Annotated in this window: 19 protein-coding genes; 16 read left to right on the top strand and 3 right to left on the bottom strand. The window is 72.5% G+C overall.

The annotated features are described in order from the left end of the window. The first annotated feature begins 302 nt into the window (after positions 1 to 302). The 7 genes from rpsB to ACH5HR_RS09835 all read left to right on the top strand — a co-directional run bounded on the left by rpsB (position 303) and on the right by ACH5HR_RS09835 (position 6,421). The gene (rpsB, locus tag ACH5HR_RS09865; protein ID WP_416477631.1) at positions 303 to 1,292 is read left to right on the top strand and encodes a 30S ribosomal protein S2; all 990 of its coding nucleotides are present in this window, start codon (positions 303 to 305) and stop codon (positions 1,290 to 1,292) included. Positions 1,293 to 1,469: 177 nt separating this feature from the next. Beyond that, on the top strand, positions 1,470 to 2,309 hold the full coding sequence (gene tsf, locus ACH5HR_RS09860) for a translation elongation factor Ts (protein WP_402375391.1): 840 nt from the start codon (positions 1,470 to 1,472) through the stop codon (positions 2,307 to 2,309). Positions 2,310 to 2,473: 164 nt separating this feature from the next. After that, positions 2,474 to 3,238, top strand: coding sequence for a UMP kinase (gene pyrH / locus ACH5HR_RS09855; protein WP_402375389.1), 765 nt, complete (start codon positions 2,474 to 2,476; stop codon positions 3,236 to 3,238). Between the two features lie 42 nt (positions 3,239 to 3,280). Continuing rightward, positions 3,281 to 3,838 (top strand): ribosome recycling factor, encoded by a 558-nt coding sequence (gene frr / locus ACH5HR_RS09850; protein ID WP_402375387.1) that lies wholly within the window; start codon positions 3,281 to 3,283, stop codon positions 3,836 to 3,838. Continuing rightward, entirely contained in the window at positions 3,838 to 4,671 is an 834-nt protein-coding gene (locus ACH5HR_RS09845; RefSeq protein ID WP_402375385.1) for a phosphatidate cytidylyltransferase, read from the top strand. The genes frr and ACH5HR_RS09845 overlap by 1 nt, the downstream gene beginning before the upstream one ends. Positions 4,672 to 4,688: 17 nt before the next feature. Beyond that, a complete protein-coding gene (gene rlmN, locus ACH5HR_RS09840; protein ID WP_480048874.1) occupies positions 4,689 to 5,870 on the top strand; it encodes a dual-specificity RNA methyltransferase RlmN in 1,182 nt (393 codons plus the stop codon). Then, a complete protein-coding gene (locus tag ACH5HR_RS09835; protein ID WP_416477628.1) occupies positions 5,867 to 6,421 on the top strand; it encodes a DivIVA domain-containing protein in 555 nt (184 codons plus the stop codon). The genes rlmN and ACH5HR_RS09835 overlap by 4 nt, the downstream gene beginning before the upstream one ends. A gap of 56 nt (positions 6,422 to 6,477) precedes the next feature. On the opposite strand, the gene ACH5HR_RS09830 is transcribed toward ACH5HR_RS09835, so the two are convergent. After that, entirely contained in the window at positions 6,478 to 6,681 is a 204-nt protein-coding gene (locus tag ACH5HR_RS09830; RefSeq protein ID WP_416477626.1) for a MerR family transcriptional regulator, read from the bottom strand. Between the two features lie 152 nt (positions 6,682 to 6,833). On the opposite strand from ACH5HR_RS09830, the gene ACH5HR_RS09825 reads away from it, so the two are divergent. The 5 genes from ACH5HR_RS09825 to ACH5HR_RS09805 all read left to right on the top strand — a co-directional run bounded on the left by ACH5HR_RS09825 (position 6,834) and on the right by ACH5HR_RS09805 (position 11,803). Next, positions 6,834 to 7,103, top strand: coding sequence for a hypothetical protein (locus ACH5HR_RS09825; protein WP_402375379.1), 270 nt, complete (start codon positions 6,834 to 6,836; stop codon positions 7,101 to 7,103). 7 nt (positions 7,104 to 7,110) lie between these two features. Continuing rightward, positions 7,111 to 8,301 (top strand): 1-deoxy-D-xylulose-5-phosphate reductoisomerase, encoded by a 1,191-nt coding sequence (gene dxr / locus ACH5HR_RS09820; RefSeq protein WP_416477625.1) that lies wholly within the window; start codon positions 7,111 to 7,113, stop codon positions 8,299 to 8,301. Positions 8,302 to 8,334: 33 nt separating this feature from the next. Beyond that, a complete protein-coding gene (locus ACH5HR_RS09815; RefSeq protein ID WP_416477624.1) occupies positions 8,335 to 9,600 on the top strand; it encodes a M50 family metallopeptidase in 1,266 nt (421 codons plus the stop codon). 85 nt (positions 9,601 to 9,685) lie between these two features. After that, the gene (ispG, locus tag ACH5HR_RS09810) at positions 9,686 to 10,849 is read left to right on the top strand and encodes a flavodoxin-dependent (E)-4-hydroxy-3-methylbut-2-enyl-diphosphate synthase (protein ID WP_402375373.1); all 1,164 of its coding nucleotides are present in this window, start codon (positions 9,686 to 9,688) and stop codon (positions 10,847 to 10,849) included. A 21-nt stretch (positions 10,850 to 10,870) separates the two neighbouring features. Then, positions 10,871 to 11,803 carry a GNAT family N-acetyltransferase gene (locus tag ACH5HR_RS09805; protein ID WP_416477623.1) on the top strand — a complete coding sequence of 311 codons (933 nt, stop codon included), beginning with the start codon at positions 10,871 to 10,873 and terminating at the stop codon, positions 11,801 to 11,803. Positions 11,804 to 11,841: 38 nt separating this feature from the next. Here ACH5HR_RS09805 and ACH5HR_RS09800 read toward each other — a convergent pair whose 3' ends face one another. Continuing rightward, complete coding sequence (locus tag ACH5HR_RS09800; protein ID WP_416477622.1) at positions 11,842 to 12,750, bottom strand: DNA-formamidopyrimidine glycosylase family protein; 909 nt, start codon at positions 12,748 to 12,750, stop codon at positions 11,842 to 11,844. Positions 12,751 to 12,799: 49 nt separating this feature from the next. On the opposite strand from ACH5HR_RS09800, the gene ACH5HR_RS09795 reads away from it, so the two are divergent. Further along, complete coding sequence (locus ACH5HR_RS09795; protein ID WP_416477621.1) at positions 12,800 to 14,647, top strand: proline--tRNA ligase; 1,848 nt, start codon at positions 12,800 to 12,802, stop codon at positions 14,645 to 14,647. Between the two features lie 24 nt (positions 14,648 to 14,671). Here ACH5HR_RS09795 and ACH5HR_RS09790 read toward each other — a convergent pair whose 3' ends face one another. Next, positions 14,672 to 15,847, bottom strand: a complete 1,176-nt coding sequence (locus ACH5HR_RS09790) for a DUF4439 domain-containing protein (RefSeq protein ID WP_416477619.1) — start codon at positions 15,845 to 15,847, stop codon at positions 14,672 to 14,674. A gap of 164 nt (positions 15,848 to 16,011) precedes the next feature. Here ACH5HR_RS09790 and rimP point away from each other — a divergent pair, with 164 nt between their 5' ends. From rimP to ACH5HR_RS09775, 3 genes are read left to right on the top strand one after another with little or no spacing between them, the layout of a single operon-like run. Continuing rightward, positions 16,012 to 16,548, top strand: coding sequence for a ribosome maturation factor RimP (gene rimP / locus ACH5HR_RS09785; RefSeq protein ID WP_416477617.1), 537 nt, complete (start codon positions 16,012 to 16,014; stop codon positions 16,546 to 16,548). A 2-nt stretch (positions 16,549 to 16,550) separates the two neighbouring features. Then, on the top strand, positions 16,551 to 17,591 hold the full coding sequence (gene nusA / locus ACH5HR_RS09780) for a transcription termination factor NusA (protein ID WP_402375361.1): 1,041 nt from the start codon (positions 16,551 to 16,553) through the stop codon (positions 17,589 to 17,591). A 14-nt stretch (positions 17,592 to 17,605) separates the two neighbouring features. Beyond that, positions 17,606 to 17,965, top strand: a complete 360-nt coding sequence (locus tag ACH5HR_RS09775; RefSeq protein WP_402375359.1) for a YlxR family protein — start codon at positions 17,606 to 17,608, stop codon at positions 17,963 to 17,965. Positions 17,966 to 17,988 lie beyond the last annotated feature (23 nt).

Genomic DNA, 17,988 nt, shown 5'->3' with positions numbered 1-17,988 from the left:
TGCCCACGCGTCGTCCTGCCCTCGACATCCTCGTCGGGGGCCCGGACGGGGCAGGCAGCGGTCGACATCGCGCATCACGTACGTGCTCGTCCGTCCTCTCGTGGTCGGAGCGAGCGCGGCCGAGCCTGCAGCGGTCCGTCCGTCCCTCCGGGGCCGGCGGCGCAGACGCGGCGTGATGCCAGGGGTGCCGGGCCGGATGCCCGCCGCCGACAACCGAAGCACCGTGACCGCCCCGCGCGGCGGTCACCTGATGCGCGCGGTCACCGGGAGGATCCCGGGTCCGCGCGGCGAAAGGACCAGTCATGGCCGTCGTGACCATGCGCCAGCTCCTCGAGAGCGGTGTCCACTTCGGGCACCAGACCCGCCGTTGGAACCCGAAGATGAAGCGGTTCATCTTCACCGAGCGCAACGGCATCTACATCGTCGACCTCCAGCAGTCGCTGTCGTACATCGACCGCGCCTACGAGTTCGTCAAGGAGACCGTCGCCCACGGCGGCACCATCCTGTTCGTCGGCACGAAGAAGCAGGCGCAGGAGCCCGTCGCCGAGCAGGCCGCCCGCGTCGGCATGCCGTACGTCAACCACCGCTGGCTCGGTGGCATGCTCACCAACTTCACCACCGTGCACAAGCGTCTCCAGCGCCTCAAGGAGCTCGAGGAGATCGACTTCGACGACGTCGCCTCCTCGTCCCTGACGAAGAAGGAGCTGCTGGTCCTGCGCCGCGAGAAGGACAAGCTCGCGCGCACGCTCGGTGGCATCCGGGACATGGCCAAGACACCGTCCGCCGTGTGGATCGTGGACACCAACAAGGAGCACCTCGCCGTCGACGAGGCGCGCAAGCTGGGCATCCCGGTCGTCGCGATCCTCGACACGAACTGCGACCCCGACATGGTCGACTACGCGATCCCGGGCAACGACGACGCGATCCGCTCCGTCACGCTGCTCACCCGCGTCGTCGCCGACGCGGCCGCCGAGGGCCTGATGCAGCGCGCCTCCGGCAAGAAGGGCACGGCCGCCGAGACCGAGGCCGAGCCGCTGGCCGAGTGGGAGCGCGAGCTTCTCGCCGGTGCCGAGGCGGAGAAGTCCGAGGGCGCCGCGGACACCGTGGCCGCCGAGGGCACCGTGCCGGCCGAGAGCACGGAGGCCGCCGAGGCCGTCGAGGCTGCGGAGGCCGCTCCGGCCGTCGCCGCCTCGGAGGCTGTGCCGGGCGACGGCGAGGCCGTGGCCCCCGGCGCCGACGCCGCTCCGGCCGTCGAGGCCGCGGCGGAGGCCGAGACCGAGAAGTCCGAGTGATCTGCGGCGGGGGGGGGGGGGGGGGCCCCCCCCCCCCCCCCCCCCCACCCCCCCCCCCCCCCCCCCCCGGGGCGCCCCGCGGCGGGGGGGGGGGGGGGGGGGGGGGGGGGGGCCCCCCCCCCCCCCCCCCCCCCGCCTCACCGCACACCGACCGACCTGCACGGAGGACACCCCCCCATGGCGAACTACACCGCCGCTGACATCAAGGCCCTGCGCGAGCGCACCGGCGCGGGCATGCTCGACGTCAAGAAGGCCCTCGACGAGGCCGACGGCAACGCCGAGAAGGCGCTGGAGATCATCCGCGTCAAGGGCCTGAAGGGCGTGGCGAAGCGCGAAGACCGCACGACGTCCGAGGGTCTCGTCGCCGTCAAGATCGTCGACGCCGACGGCGGCCAGGCCGCGACCATGATCGAGCTCAACTCGGAGACCGACTTCGTGGCGAAGAACGAGATCTTCGTCTCGCTCGCCGAGTCGGTGCTCGAGGCCGTCGCCGCGTCCGGTGCCGCCGACCTCGACGCCGCCCTGGCCGCGCCGGCCGGTGACGGTACCGTCACCGAGCTCATCGACGGCCAGGCCGCGACGCTGGGCGAGAAGATCGTGCTGCGCCGCGTCGCACGCGTCGAGGGCCCGAAGGTCACGGCGTACCTGCACAAGACCGCGAAGGACCTGCCGCCGTCGATCGGCGTCCTGGTCGTCACCGACGCCGCCGCCGAGGCGGTGGCGAAGGACGTCGCCCAGCACGTCGCCGCGATCGCGCCGACGTACCTGACGCGCGACGACGTCCCGGCCGACACGGTCGCCAAGGAGCGCGAGATCGCGCTCGAGACCTCGAAGAACGAGGGCAAGCCCGAGGCGGCTCTGCCCAAGATCGTCGAGGGCCGGCTGAACGGCTTCTTCAAGGAGGTCGTCCTGCTGGACCAGCCTCTCGCGAAGGACCCGAAGACGACGGTCGCCAAGCACGTCGCCGCTACCGGTGGCGAGCTGCAGGGCTTCGTCCGCTTCCGCGTCGGCAACTGACGCACTCTCGGCCCGGTCGTGCCCGACGGCGCGGCCGGGCCGTCGCATGCTCGCTCGCATCCGCCACGGAGCGCCGGAGAGCGGGTGCGCGCATCCGGTGCCAGGATGCGCGAGGAGACCGACCCGGGCAGATCACCCGGGCGTGCACAGAGACGGACGGTGGCATGACCCAGATCGACCAGGACCAGCTCGTCGCCACAGCGGCCCCGCACCAGGAATCCGGCGCGCGGCGAGTGCTGCTCAAGCTTTCCGGCGAGACGTTCGGCGGGGGTAACGTCGGGCTGGAGACGGGCGTGGTACGCCGCGTCGCCCAGGAGATCGGTGACGCCGTCCGCCAGGGCGTGCAGGTCGCGATCGTCGTCGGCGGGGGGAACTTCTTCCGCGGTGCCGAGCTCTCCCGCGCCGGCCTGGACCGTGCCCGCGCGGACTACATGGGCATGCTCGGCACGGTCATGAACTGCCTGGCGCTGCAGGACTTCCTCGAGCAGGACGGCGTCAAGACGCGCGTGCAGACGGCCATCACCATGGGGCAGGTGGCCGAGCCGTACATCCCGCTGCGCGCCATCCGGCACCTGGAGAAGGGCCGCGTGGTCATCTTCGGCGCCGGCGCGGGCATGCCGTACTTCTCGACGGACACGGTCTCCGTGCAGCGCGCCCTCGAGACGCACTGCGACGAGGTGCTGATGGGCAAGAACGGTGTCGACGGCGTGTACACCGCCGACCCCCGGACCGACCCCGCCGCGAAGAAGCTCGACCACCTCACGTACACCGACGCCCTGGTCCGTGGCCTGAACGTCATGGACGCCACCGCGCTGTCCCTGTGCCGCGACAACGACGTGCACATGCGCGTCTTCGGCCTGGAGGAGAGCGGTAACGTGACCCGTGCACTGCTCGGCGACCAGATCGGGACCTCGGTCACGACCCGCTGAGTCGTCCTGACGAAGCCACATCTCACGAACAAGGAGCACCGGGTGATCGACGACACCCTCCTCGAGGCCGAGGAGAAGATGGACACGGCGATCGAGTTCGCCAAGGAGCAGTTCGCCGGTATCCGCACGGGACGTGCGAACGCCGGCATGTTCTCCTCGATCGAGGTGGACTACTACGGCGCGCCCACACCGCTGCAGCAGCTCGCCTCGTTCAACATCCCGGACGCGCGCACGGTGCTGATCTCACCGTTCGACAAGGGGTCGATGGCGGCGATCGAGAAGGCGCTGCGCGAGTCCGACCTGGGGGTCAACCCGTCGAACGACGGCAACTCGATCCGCATCATCATGCCGACGCTGACCGAGGAGCGCCGCCGGGACTACGTCAAGCTCGCCAAGACGAAGGCGGAGGACGCCCGGATCTCGGTGCGTGGCGTGCGTCGCAAGGCGAAGGAGCAGATCGACCGGTTCGTCAAGGACGGGGAGGTCGGCGAGGACGAGGGCTCGCGCGCCGAGAAGGAGCTGGAGTCGCTGACCAAGAAGCACGTCGACCTCGTGGACCAGATCCTCGCCAGCAAGGAGAGCGAGCTGCTCGAGGTCTGATGTCATCTGTCGACGCGCAGCGCGGACCCTCTCGCGCCGGGCGCAACCTCCCGGCGGCCGTCGCGGTCGGTATCGGCCTGCTCGTCGCTCTCGCAGCCTCGCTCTGGTTCCGGCCGGAGCCGTTCGTCGCGTTCGTGATCGTGGCGCAGAGCGCGGCGCTGTGGGAGCTGCGCACCGCCTTCGCGCGACGAGAGATCGCGATCCCGCTGACGCCGCTGCTCGTCGGCGGCGCCGGCATGGCGGTATCGGCCTACGCGGCCGGGGCCGAGGCGCTGCTGGTGGCCTTCGTGCTCACGGTCGGTGCGGTCGTGGTGTGGCGGGTGCTCGACGGCTCCGGACCGCGGGCGTTGCGGGACGCGTCGGCGGGTGTCTTCGCCGCGACGTACCTGCCGTTCCTGGCCGGTTTCGTGCTGCTCATCCTCGACGAGCCGGACGGCGAGCTGCGCGTGGTGCTCTTCGTGCTGCTCGCCGTGGCGAACGACGTCGGCGGCTACGTGGCGGGTGTGCTCTTCGGGAGGCATCCGCTCGCGCCGTCGGTGAGCCCCAAGAAGAGCTGGGAAGGGCTGGGCGGCTCGGTCCTGCTGACCGTCGCCGTCGGCGTCGCCGGGGCGTTGCTCGTCCTGGACGCCCCCTGGTGGCTCGGTGTCGGTCTCGGCGTGCTGACCGCCGTCACGGCGACCGCCGGGGACCTGGCCGAGTCCCTCATCAAGCGCGACCTAGACTTGAAGGACATGGGTTCGCTGCTCCCGGGTCACGGGGGCGTGCTGGACCGACTCGACTCGCTCGTGGTCACCGCGCCGTTCGTGTATCTCGTCCTGCAGGCGACCGTCTGAGCCCCGAAGGAACCGTCATGGCAACACCCACCGCTCGCACCGCGACCGAGCTCGGCGTCCCCGCCGTCCGGCCGTCCGACGAGACGAAGCCCCTCCCGCTGCAGATGGCGCCCAAGCGCCGCGGCAAGCCGCCGCGGCACTTCGCCGACCTGACCCCGCAGGAGCGGGTGGCGTCCGTCGTCGAGATGGGGGAGAAGCCGTTCCGCGCCAAGCAGCTCGCGGCGCACTACTTCACCCACTTCACCTCCGACCCCGCCGAGATGACCGACCTGCCGAAGGCGACCAGGGACGCCCTCGCCACGACGATGTTCCCGCCGCTGATCCGGCCGACCCGGCGCATGGAGGCCGACGGCGGCACCACGGTCAAGACGCTCTGGCACCTCTTCGACGAGGCCAAGGTCGAGTCGGTGCTGATGCGCTACCCGAACCGGACCACCCTCTGCGTCTCCTCGCAGGCCGGGTGCGGCATGGCGTGCCCGTTCTGCGCGACGGGCCAGCTCGGGCTGACCCGCAACCTGTCCACCGCGGAGATCCTGGAGCAGGTGCGGGCGGCCTTCCGGTCGCTCGATCGGGGGGAGATCCCGGGTGGTCCCGCCCGGCTGAACAACCTGGTGTTCATGGGCATGGGCGAGCCCCTGGCCAACTACAAGGCGGTCATCGAGACGGTCCGTGCGCTCGTGGCGCCGGCGCCGCAGGGCCTCGGCATGTCGGCCCGGAACATCACCGTCTCGACGGTGGGCCTGGTCCCGGCGATGCGCAGGCTCACCGACGAGGGCATCCCGGTCACGCTGGCGCTGAGCCTGCACGCACCGGACGACGACCTGCGCTCGGAGCTCGTGCCCATCAACACACGGTGGAGCGTCGACGAGACGCTGGACACGGCTCGCCGGTACTTCGAGGTGACCGGCCGCCGCGTCTCGATCGAGTACGCGCTGATCAAGGACATGAACGACCACGCCTGGCGAGCCGACCTGCTCGGCGAGAAGCTCAACGCCCGTGGCAAGGGGTGGGTGCACGTCAACCCGATCCCGCTGAACCCGACCCCCGGGTCGATCTGGACGGCCAGCGAGCGTTCCGTCGAGGACGAGTTCGTGGCACGATTGCGCGGGCACGGGATCCCGACCACGATCCGTGACACCCGCGGGAGCGACATCGATGGCGCCTGCGGGCAGCTGGCCGCCGAGGAGGACGACGAGTGAGCAGCACCCTCTTTTCCGCCGTGTCGAAGATGCGCTCCGGGTACGACCCGGACGAGGTCGACGACTTCTTCGACCACGCCCGCCAGGCGTACGAGGGCCGGACGCCGGAGCCGATGACGAACGCCGACATCGCGACGTCGACGTTCGAGCTCGTCCGCGGCGGGTACAACACCCACGAGGTCGACGCCGCCCTCGACCGCCTGGAGGGTGCGTTCATCGCCCGGCAGCGGGCCGACTTCGTCAACCAGCACGGGCAGGAGGCGTGGATGGGCGCTCTCGCGGAGCGCGCCCGCACCCTGTACGGCCGGCTGGGCCGCCCGGACGGCGCCAAGTTCGCGCCGGCGGAGCGTGGCCAGCAGGGGTACGACGTGGACGACGTCGACTCCCTGTGCGATCGGCTGGTGGGCTACTTCGACCGTCAGGAGCCGCTGACGGCTGCCGAGGTGCGCTCGGCCACCTTCGGTCGCGCCAAGGGCTCGGACGCCTACGCCGAGGCCTCGGTGGACAAGTTCCTGGCACGAGCCATCGAGGTGCTGCTCGGCGTCGAGTGACGCGGTCACCGTCGACCCGGCCGGCCTGCGCTGCGTCACGGCTCGGCGGTCACGCGTCAGCGGGCAGCGGCCTTGACGAGGCGCGTCGGTATCCCCGCGCGCACCTTGCCCGCGACGCGCTCCACGCGTTCGACGTCCGCCTCGTCGTAGCGGCGGTAGCCGTCGGCCGCACGCTCGGCGGTGGGCAGGCCCTGCTGCTCGTAGTAGCGCACCAGCCGTGGCGCCACGCCCGTCCGGCGGGCCACCTCGCCGATCTTCATGCGTGCCTCCTCGGGTCCGGCTCCGTCGTGGCGCCCTTGACATCGACATCAATGTCAAGCTCTGACGTCGATCTCATGACGACGACAGAACCGGTCCCTCCGCCCCCGGTGCTCAGCGCGACACGCTCCCGTGGCCCACCCTGGTGGTGCTCGTGGCCCGGCGCGACCGGCGCACGGTCATCGCGGTCGCGATGGTCGCCGTCGCGGCGTCGGCCGCCGCCACGGCGCTCGCACCGTCCTACGGCGTCGCGGTGGGGGCGCGGCTCGTCGTCGCGGCAGCCGTCGTCGCACGGTCGGGGACCGACGCGCTGCCCGTGCCCGCCGCCGTCGTCGTCGCGACCACGGCGGTGGCCCTCGCCATCGTGACCGGTGCCCGCGGGGCCACTCGTCGAGGCCGGGCGCGAGCCGACGTGCTGCGATGATGTGCCCATGTCTGCGACCCGCACCGTCACGCTCCTCGGTTCCACCGGCTCGATCGGCACGCAGGCCGTCGACGTCGTGCTCGCCCATCCCGACCGGTTCCGGGTGACGGCGCTCAGCGCCGGCGGCTCCGACGTCGGCCTGCTGGCCGAGCAGGCGGCGCGGCTGGGCGTGTCCGCGGTCGCGGTGGCCGAGGCGGGCCGGGCCGGCGCGCTCCGGGAAGCACTGGAGGCGCGGCTCGGGACGGCGGCGGGGGTCGAGGTGCTGTCCGGACCGGACGCCGCCACCGAGCTCGCGGGCCGCGGCGACGACGTCGTCCTCAACGGCATCACGGGCTCGGTGGGCCTGCGGCCGACGCTGGCGGCGCTGCAGTCCGGCTCGACGCTGGCGCTGGCGAACAAGGAGTCGCTGGTGGTCGGCGGACCGCTGGTCAAGGCGCTGGCGGCCCCGGAGCAGATCGTGCCGGTCGACTCCGAGCACTCGGCGATCGCCCAGGCGCTGCGCGGCGGAGCGCACACGCGCGACCACAGCGAGGTCCGTCGGCTGATCCTGACGGCCTCGGGCGGGCCGTTCCGCGGCCGGAGCCGTGACGAGATCAAGGCGGTCACCGCCGAGCAGGCGCTCGCGCACCCGACGTGGGCGATGGGTCCGGTCGTGACCGTCAACTCCGCGAGCCTCATGAACAAGGGCCTCGAGCTGATCGAGGCGCACCTGCTCTTCGACGTGCCGACCGACGACATCACCGTCGTGGTGCACCCGCAGTCGGTGGTGCACTCCATGGTCGAGTTCTGCGACGGCTCCACGATCGCGCAGGCCTCCCCGCCGGACATGCGTCTGCCGATCGCGCTCGGCCTGTCGTGGCCCGACCGGCTGGACGTGGTCAGCCCGCCGTGCGACTGGTCGCAGGCGACGAGCTGGACGTTCGAGCCGCTGGACGACGGCACCTTCCCGGCGGTCGGGCTCGCGCGGGCCGCCGCCGCCGCGTCGGGAACCCACCCGGCGGTCTACAACGCCGCCAACGAGCAGGGTGTCGCGGCGTTCCTCGACGGCCGGGTCGGGTTTTGCGACATCGTCGACACGGTCGAGCGCGTGCTGGGCGAGCACGAGGGGGTCGACCCGGCCGGCGTGACGCTCGACGTCGTCGAGGACGTCGAGCGCTGGGCACGTTCTCGAGCCGACGAGCTGCTCGCCCGGCGCTGATCGGTTCCCAGATTCGTCGCCTACCCTGGCGGCGTGGACATCCTTCCCGTCGTCGTCGGCATCGTCGTCATCGTGCTCGGCATCCTCGTCTCGATCGCGCTGCACGAGGTCGGCCACATGGTGCCGGCCAAGAAGTTCGGCGTGCGCGTCAGCGAGTACATGGTCGGGTTCGGCCCCACCCTCTGGTCGCGGAAGAAGGGCGAGACCGAGTACGGGCTCAAGGCGATCCCGCTCGGCGGCTACGTGCGCCTGGTCGGGATGATGCCGCCGGCACGTCCGGGCGCCCGGAGCCGGGGCGGCTTCTTCGGCCAGGTGATCGCCGACGCCCGCGACGCCAGCGTCAGCGAGATCCGTCCCGGTGAGGAGCACCGGGCGTTCTACCACCTCTCGACGCCGAAGAAGCTGGTGGTGATGCTCGGCGGGCCGGTGATGAACCTCGTCATCGCCGTCGTGCTGCTGGCCGTGGTGTTCCTCGGCATCGGGATGCTTGCGGCGACGACGACGGTCGCGGAGGTCGGCGACGACTCCGCGGCGGCCGCCGCCGGGGTCCGGCCCGGCGACGAGGTCGTGTCGTTCGACGGCGTGCAGGTCGAGGACTGGTCCCAGCTCGTGGGGATGGTCAACGACTCCGCGGGCCAGGAGGCCCCGCTCACCGTGCTGCGCGACGGCGACGAGGTCACGCTGCAGGTCACGCCGACCCCGGCGGAGCGGCCGCTCACGGACGACGAGGGCTACGCGGTGACGGGCGACGACGGCGAGCCCGTCATGGTCGACGGCGCGCTGCTGGGTGTGTCCTCCAGCGTGGAACGGCAGCCCCTGCCCGTCTCCAGCGTGCCCGAGGCGGTGTGGCTGCAGGTCTCTGGCACGGCGCACGCGATCGCCACCCTGCCGGTGCGCATCTACGACGCGGCCTACCAGGCGTTCACCGACGAGCCGCGCGCCCAGGACTCGGTGATGTCCGTCGTCGGCGTCGGCCGCGTCGCCGTCGACTACGCCGGGGCGGAGGACTACACGGTCCTGGCCCGCGTGCAGCTCATGCTGATGCTCGTGGCGGCGCTGAACATCGCCCTGTTCATGTTCAACCTCATCCCGCTCCTGCCGCTGGACGGCGGACACGTGGTCAACGCGCTGTACGAGGGCGCGCGGCGCACCGTCGCGCGCGTCCGGGGCGCCACGCTGCCCGGCCCCGCGGACGTCGCGAAGATGATGCCGGTCGCCTACGTGGTCTTCGTGGTGCTCATCGGCGTGGGGGCGGTCCTCATGGTCGCCGACCTCGTGGATCCCGTCCGCCTCCTGTGAATTTCGTGTGACCGCTCCGTCGGCACGCCGGTGAGGTCCGCCTCCCGCGTGCGTACCACACCCCAGTTCGCGCGATACTGGGAGGGTGACTGCTGTGAACCTCGGCATCCCTGCCGCTCCCGCCCCCGTGCTCGCCCCGCGCAAGAAGACCCGCAAGATCCGGGTCGGCGACGTGTACGTCGGCGGTGACGCGCCCGTCAGCGTCCAGTCGATGACGACGACGAAGACGACGGACATCAACGGCACGCTCCAGCAGATCGCCGAGCTCACCGCCTCGGGCTGCGACATCGTCCGGGTCGCCTGCCCGACGCAGGACGACGCCGACGCGCTGCCGATCATCGCCAAGAAGTCCCAGATCCCCGTGATCGCCGACATCCACTTCCAGCCGAAGTACGTGTTCGCCGCGATCGAGGCAGGGTGCGCGGCCGTCCGGGTGAACCCCGGCAACATCAAGCGATTCGACGACCAGGTCAAGGAGATCGCGCAGGCGGCCAAGGACCACGGCACGTCGCTGCGCATCGGGGTGAACGCGGGATCGCTCGACAAGCGGCTGCTCGAGAAGTACGGCAAGCCGACACCGGAGGCGCTCGTCGAGTCGGCCGTGTGGGAGGCGAGCCTGTTCGAGGAGCACGACTTCCACGACTTCAAGATCTCGGTCAAGCACAACGACCCGGTCGTGATGGTGCGCGCCTACGAGCTCCTGTCGCAGCGCGGCGACTGGCCGCTGCACCTGGGGGTGACCGAGGCGGGGCCGGCGTTCCAGGGCACCATCAAGTCGGCCACGGCGTTCGGCGCCCTGCTGAGCCAGGGGATCGGGGACACGATCCGGGTCTCGCTGTCCGCGCCGCCGGTCGAGGAGGTCAAGGTCGGCCTGCAGATCCTGCAGTCCCTCAACCTGCGCGAGCGCAAGCTCGAGATCGTCTCCTGCCCGTCGTGCGGACGCGCCCAGGTGGACGTGTACTCACTGGCGGAGAAGGTGACCGCCGGGCTCGAGGGCATGGAGGTACCGCTGCGCGTGGCGGTCATGGGCTGCGTCGTCAACGGGCCGGGCGAGGCCCGCGAGGCCGACCTCGGCGTCGCGTCCGGCAACGGCAAGGGGCAGATCTTCGTCAAGGGCGAGGTCATCAAGACCGTGCCCGAGGCGATGATCGTCGAGACGCTCATCGAGGAGGCCATGCGCATCGCGGAGTCGATGCCGGCACCGGAGAACGACACGCAGACCGGCGCGCCGGTCGTCTCGGTGTCCTGACACAGACCTGGAGGCGGAGCGATGGGCTGGCGACCGGCGGTGCGCGACCCGCGCTCCACGCTGTCCGGCGGGTTCCGCCGCGGCCCTGCCGCACGGGTCCTCGGACCGGCGGACCTCGCGGCGGCGCGGCGCGTCTGTGCCGCGGACCCCGTCTCGTCGGTGCTCGCCGCCGCCCGGATCGACGTCGCGGACCGTTCGGGCATCGCGGCGGCGGGCGGTGAGCTGTGGGGCTTCCCGGAGTCGGGCCCCCTGGTCGCCGTGTGCTGGGCCGGAGCGAACCTCGTGCCGGTCGTCCCGGCCTCGCTCGGCCCTCGGACCGTCGACGACGCCGTCGCCGCCTTCGCCGCCGCCGCACGCGTCCAGGGGCGACGCTCCAGCTCGATCGTGGGTGAGCGGGCGGTGGTGCAGCGGCTGTGGGAGCTCCTCTCGCGCGTGTGGCCCGCGCCCCGCGAGGTGCGGATCGACCAGCCCTCGCTGGTGATCGACCGCGATCCGGACGTCGACCCGGACCCGCAGGTCCGTCGTTCCCGCGCCACGGAGATCGACCTGGTGCTGCCCGCCTGCGTGCGGATGTTCACCGAGGAGGTCGGCTATTCGCCGGTCGCCACCGGCGGTGGAGCGTACGCCGCCCGGGTGCGGTCGCTGATCGCCGAGGGACGCTCCTACGTGCGCGTCGCCGAGGAGCCGGACGGCGGCGGGGCAGCCGTGGTCTTCAAGGCCGAGCTCGGGGCGGTCGCCGGGGGAGTGGCGCAGGTCCAGGGTGTCTGGGTGGACCCGGCACGGCGCGGTGAAGGGCTCTCGGTGCAGGGCATGGCCGCCGTCGTCGCCCTGACCCGGCGCGACGTCGCCCCGACGGTCTCGCTGTACGTCAACTCGTACAACGCCCCGGCGCTCGCGGCCTACCACCGGGTGGGGTTCGAACGGGTCGGCACGTTCTCCACGGTCCTGTTCTGAGCCGTGGCAGGCCGGCCCCCGGCCCGGCCGCTCGCCGGTCAGCGCAGGAACTTCGAGGTGCGTCGGTCCGCCAGCACCTGACCTCCGGTCTGGCAGGTCGCGCAGTACTGCAGCGAGCTGTCCGCGAAGCTGACCTCGCGCACGACGTCGCCGCAGACCTCGCACCTCTCGCCGGTCCGTCCGTGCACCCGCATCCGTGACCGCTTGGCGTCCTTGAGCTGGGCCGCCGGACGGCCCGCCGACGCCTCCACGGCCTCGCGGAGTGTCGTCACGGTGGCGTCGTGCAGCGCGGTGACGTCGTCGTCGGTGAACGTCCGCGTCAGCCGGAAGGGGGAGACGCGGGCCGCGTGCAGGATCTCGTCGGAGTAGGCGTTGCCGATGCCGGCGATCACGTGCTGGTCCCGCAGCAGCCCCTTGACCTGCTGGCTGCGCGCCCCCAGCAGGTTGCCGAGCACCGCCGGTGTGAGCTCCGGCGACAGCGGCTCCACGCCGAGGGTGCGCACCTGCTCGACGTCCAGGGGGTCGTGGACGACGTGGACGGCGAGCCGCTTGCGGGTGCCCGCCTCGGTGAGGTCGACGCCGCTGCCGTCGTCGAACCGTAGACGCAGCGCCAACGCGGCACCCTTGGAGGACCCTCCCAGGCGGGGTCGCACGGGTGTGGTCGGCGCGGAGTCGTGCCACCGCACCCACCCGCCGCGGGCGAGGTGGAAGACCAGGTGCAGCGCGCCGTCGTCCGCCGACGAACCGGCGGCGGGCACGACGGCGAGGTCGAGCCACTTGCCGTGCCGCGTGGCGCCGCTGACCGTACCGCCGACGAGGGCGTCGACCGGCGGGTCGTGCGTCTTGAGCGCGGCGATCGCCGCGACGTCGGCGGCGGCGACCGTGCGGCCGGACGTCCGTTCGTCGAGGAACCGGGCCAGCGCCTCGACCTCGGGCAGCTCGGGCATGGTCCCAGTGTCGCCGAAGCACCCCGTGCGCGCCGCTAGGCTGGGCCGCATGTCGATCGTGTCCGCCCGCAGCGCCGCTCGCCCCCGCGACCTGCTGAGGCTCTCCTCCCTGTTCGTCCGCACCCTGCGCGAGGACCCGGCCGACGCCGAGGTCGCCAGCCACCGGCTGCTCGTCCGGGCGGGCTACATCCGCCGCGCCGCCCCCGGGATCTACTCCTGGCTGCCGCTGGGACTGCGCGTCCTGGCGAAGATCGAGGCCGTCGTGCGCGAGGAGATGGACGCGATCGGGGCCCAGGAGGTCCACTTCCCGGCCCTGCTGCCGCGCGAGCCGTACGAGACCACCGGGCGCTGGACCGAGTACGGGCCCAACCTGTTCCGCCTGCGGGACCGCAAGGAGGCCGACTACCTGCTGGCCCCCACGCACGAGGAGATGTTCACGCTCCTGGTCAAGGACCTCTACTCGTCCTACAAGGACCTGCCGCTGGCGCTCTACCAGGTCCAGACCAAGTACCGCGACGAGGCCCGCCCGCGGGCCGGGCTGATCCGCGGCCGCGAGTTCATCATGAAGGACGCCTACTCGTTCGACATCGACGACGAGGGCCTGGCGCAGTCGTACGAGCGGCAGCGCGGCGCGTACCGACGGATCTTCGACCGGCTCGGCCTCGAGTACGTCATCGTCTCGGCGACGTCGGGCGCCATGGGCGGTTCCCGCTCCGAGGAGTTCCTCTCGCCGTCGCCGATCGGCGAGGACACGTTCGTGCGCTCGGCGTCGGGCTACGCGGCGAACGTCGAGGCCGTCGTGACGCCGGTGCCGGCCGCCCTGCCGTACGACGACGCCCCGGCCGCGCACGTCGAGGACACCCCCGACACCCCGACCATCGCGACCCTGGTGGACTTCGCGAACGCCCACCACCCGCGTGAGGACCGGCCCTGGACGGCCGCCGACACGCTGAAGAACGTGGTGCTCGCCGTCACGCAGCCGGACGGCGTCCGGGAGCTGCTCGTGGTCGGCGTGCCCGGGGACCGTGAGGTCGACGTCAAGCGGCTCGAGGCCGGACTGGCTCCCGCCGAGGCGGAGCCCGCCACCGACGCCGACTTCGCGGCCCACCCCGAGCTCGTCAAGGGATACATCGGGCCGGGCGTGCTCGGTCCGCAGGGCCAGCAGGTTCCCGACGAGTCCACCGCCGGCGCCGTGACCACGCGGTCCGCGATCCGGTACCTGCTCGACCCGCGCGTGGTCGCCGGGACGCGGTGGATCACGGGCGCCGACGCGCCGGGCCGGCACGTCTTCGACCTGGTCGCCGAGCGCGACTTCACCGCGGACGGCACGATCGAGGCGGCCGAGGTGCGCGACGGCGACCTCGCGCCGGACGGGTCGGGACCGCTGGAGCTGGCCCGAGGCATCGAGATCGGCCACATCTTCCAGCTCGGCCGCAAGTACGCGGAGTCCCTGGGGCTGAACGTGCTGGACCCGAACGGCAAGCAGACCACGGTCACCATGGGGTCCTACGGCATCGGCGTGACCCGGGTGCTGGCCGCGCTCGCGGAGGCCCACCACGACGACAAGGGCCTCGCCTGGCCGGCCCACGTGGCGCCGGCCCACGTGCACGTGGTCGCGACGGGCAAGGGCAGCGAGGTGTTCGACCAGGCCGCCGAGATCGCCGAGGCGCTGGCGGGACGCGGCGTCGAGGTCATCTACGACGACCGTCCGAAGGTGTCGCCCGGCGTGAAGTTCAAGGACGCCGAGCTGTTCGGCGTGCCCCTGGTCGTCGTCGTGGGCAAGGGTCTGGCCGACGGCGTCGTCGAGGTCCGGCCGCGGACCGGCGACGCGGACCAGGTGGCGGTCGCCGACGTCGTCGACGTCGTCGCCGCGCGGGTCGAGGAGCTGCTCGCCTGAGCCGTGGACGGCGGGGCGGCACGGTCAGTCGTCCTGCTGCTCCGGCAGTCCGGGGAAGGCGACGGGCTCGGCGCCCCAGGCGTCGAGCGTGACGGCCGACTCCACGAGCAGGTCCACGAGGACCGCCCGGGTGTCGGGCGCCGTCGTGCCGACGAGGCTGGCGTAGTCCGTGGCGAGGCTCTCCTCGACGGACCGCACCACCGCTGCGGACTTGCCCTCCCGCGGCACGGTGTACGCGACCTGACGAGGGTCCTGGTCGGTGCGGCTCGTCCCGGCGACCAGCGCCCACGCCTGGCCACGGGCCGTGTGGGCGGCGGCTCGCTCGGCCAGGCGCTCGCGGGTGTCGCCGGAGGCCCGCGCGGCACGGACCCGCAGCGCGTAGCCCGCCGAGTCCTCCGACTCGATCAGCGTCCGCAGGTCGGCGGCCGTGAGTCCACGCGGCACCACGGCAGGCTCGTCGGAGTCGGGCACGGTGCTGGAGACCCCCTCCTCGACGGACGGCGACGGCGTCGGGTCCACCTCGCTCGGTGCGGCGAGCAGGGAGAGCGCGGAGGTGCCGCCGTCGTCGCTCGCGCCGTCGTCGCCCTCGCCGTCGTCATCCTCGCCACCGGCGTCCGCCGCGACCGGGTCGGGCTCCGGCACCACCGGCGCGACCGGCGCGGGGACCTGCCCGTCGGTGTAGTCCACGACCCGGCCGGCGGAGACGGCCTGCGCCGCGCCGACCGAGGCGAGCAGCCGTGCGAGCGGACCGTCGGTCGTCGTGCCGGCCGCGGTGCGGCTGCGGCCCGAGGCGTCCACGAGCGCGTCCACGACATCTTGCGGCGCGACCGGTGGCGCCTCGCTGGGGGACTCCTCCGGCGTGCCGTCGCTGTTCTCCGGCTCGAGGCCGGAGTCGTACACGCCCCCGAGCTCTGCGGCCTGCTCGCGTGACTGGGTGGCGACGAGCTCGAGCTCGGTGGTGAGCCGGGCGCGTCTGCCGTCGAGCGCCTGCACCGCCGACTCGGCCTGCTCGGCGACGTAGAGGGCGTCCGAGACGGCAGTACGGCGCACGATCTCCACGGAGTCGGGCACGGGCTCGGCGGGCGGGGGAGTCTCGAGCCGCAGCCCGCAGCCCGACAGGAGCACGGCGACGAGCGCGCCGGCGGCGGTGGCCCGGCGTCGTCGTCGGTGGACCGGAGCAGGTGCGGGAAGCGGTTCCATCGTGCCTGATCTTGCCACGTCGGGGTGTGACGTTCCTCCACCTGCCGGGGCGGGTCGTTCGGCACGCGAGCGGCACCGCGTTCGTTAGGCTGGACGACGCACGACGTACAACGACACACCGGCCGCGGGACGTCCCGGCGCGGGAGAACCCACGGGAGGCATCCATGGCACCAGAGCGGAGCCATACCTCGGACGAACGCATCGGGTCGGTGGTCTCGCCCGTCGTCGAGGCCGCCGGGCTGCACCTGGAGGACGCGCGCGTCGTGCGGGCCGGGAACCGGTCGATGGTGCGGGTCACGGTGGACCTGCCGGACGACGAGGTCGGGAGCCTGGACTCGGACCGGCTCGGTGACGTGTCGCGGGAGATCTCGTCGACCCTGGACGACACGGACGTGGTGCGCGGCCAGTACACGTTGGAGGTCTCGACGCCGGGCGCCTCCCGCCCGCTGACGGAGCCGCGGCACTACCGCCGCGCCCGGACGCGGACGGTGCGGCTCACGCTGGCCGACGGCGGTACGACGACGGGTCGCCTGCGCGACGTCGTCGAGGCCGGCGACGGCCTGGTGCTGGTGCTGGACGGCGGTGCTCGCGTCCCGTTGTCGGACGTGCGCAAGGGCAAGGTCGAGGTCGAGCTGAAACGGCTCGAGGACGAGGACGAGGACGAGGACGCGGGCACGGCCCGCGACGGTGAGGAAGGCTGACGATGGACATCGACATGAGCACGCTGAGGCTGCTGGAGCGCGAGAGGGAGATCAGCCTGGACGTCCTGGTCGAGGCCATCGAGCAGGCGCTGCTCTCGGCCTACCACCGCACGCCGGACGCTTACCAGCAGGCCCGGGTCGAGCTCGACCGCCGGTCGGGCCACGTCACCGTGTACGCGCAGGAGGCGATCCGCACCCCGGACCCCGAGGACCCGGAGGGTCGTGAGCTGGTGGAGCTGGGGCCCGAGTTCGACCACACGCCCGCGAACTTCGGACGCATCGCCACCGCGACGGCCCGGCAGGTGATCGTCCAGCGTCTGCGCGACGCCGAGGACGACCAGGTGCTCGGCATGTTCCGGGGCAAGGAGGGCGAGGTCCTCGCCGGCGTCATCCAGCAGGGGCGTGACCCCCGGGTCATCCTCGTGGACGTCGGCGGCACCGAGGCGGTGCTGCCGCCGCACGAGCAGGTACCGGGCGAGGAGTACACCCACGGCGAGCGCCTGCGGGGCTACGTGGTGGAGGTCTCGCGGGGCATGAAGGGCGCCCAGGTCACGCTCAGCCGAACCCACCCGGGGCTCGTCCGCAAGCTGTTCGAGCTGGAGGTCCCGGAGGTCGCCGACGGGTCCGTGGAGATCACGGCCGTGGCCCGGGAGGCAGGGCACCGCACCAAGGTCGCGGTCCGCTCGAAGGTGGCCGGCCTCAACGCGAAGGGCGCCTGCATCGGCCCGATGGGCTCGCGCGTCCGGGCGGTGATGGCTGAGCTCCACGGCGAGAAGATCGACCTCGTCGACCACAGCGACGACCCGGCACGGTTCGTGGCGAACGCGCTGTCACCGGCACGTGTGAGCTCGGTCACCGTCGTCGACCCCGATGCTCGGGCCGCCCGCGCCGTCGTGCCGGACTACCAGCTCTCGCTGGCGATCGGCAAGGAAGGGCAGAACGCGAGGCTCGCCGCGAAGCTCACGGGCTGGCGGATCGACATCCGCTCGGACGAGGGGGCTGACGAGGCCGCAGCGGCCGCCTCCCCGGGCGAGGACGCCTGAGCTGGTCGAGAGCAATGACCAGTCGCGTTAGACTGACGGGGACCGGGCCGCGCGCCCTGGGCTCGGCACGCCCGCACCATCCCTCGCCGTCGACGGCAGGGCCGGTGCGTACCTGTGTCGGGTGCCGGGCCCGTGACCTGCGGTCGGAACTCCTGCGGCTGGTGATCGCGGCGTCCGACGGCGCACCTCGGGAAGCGACCCGGGTGGTCGTCGACGTGCGTGGGAGCCTGCCGGGGCGAGGAGCCTGGATCCATCCGGACCTCGCCTGCCTGGAGAGCGCCGTGCGACGGCGGGCCGTGCCGCGTGCTCTGCACGCTGCCGCTCCGCTCGACCTCGCGGGCGTCCGGGCATTTCTGGAGCAGCAGGACCGTTGACACCCCTGCGTGGCACAAGCCGC

The organism is Isoptericola maris, assembly GCF_048065335.1.
GTDB lineage: Bacteria > Actinomycetota > Actinomycetes > Actinomycetales > Cellulomonadaceae > Isoptericola > Isoptericola rhizosphaerae.
Note: the sequence above shows the minus strand (reverse complement) of the source record. Positions and strands in the feature narration are given on the sequence as shown.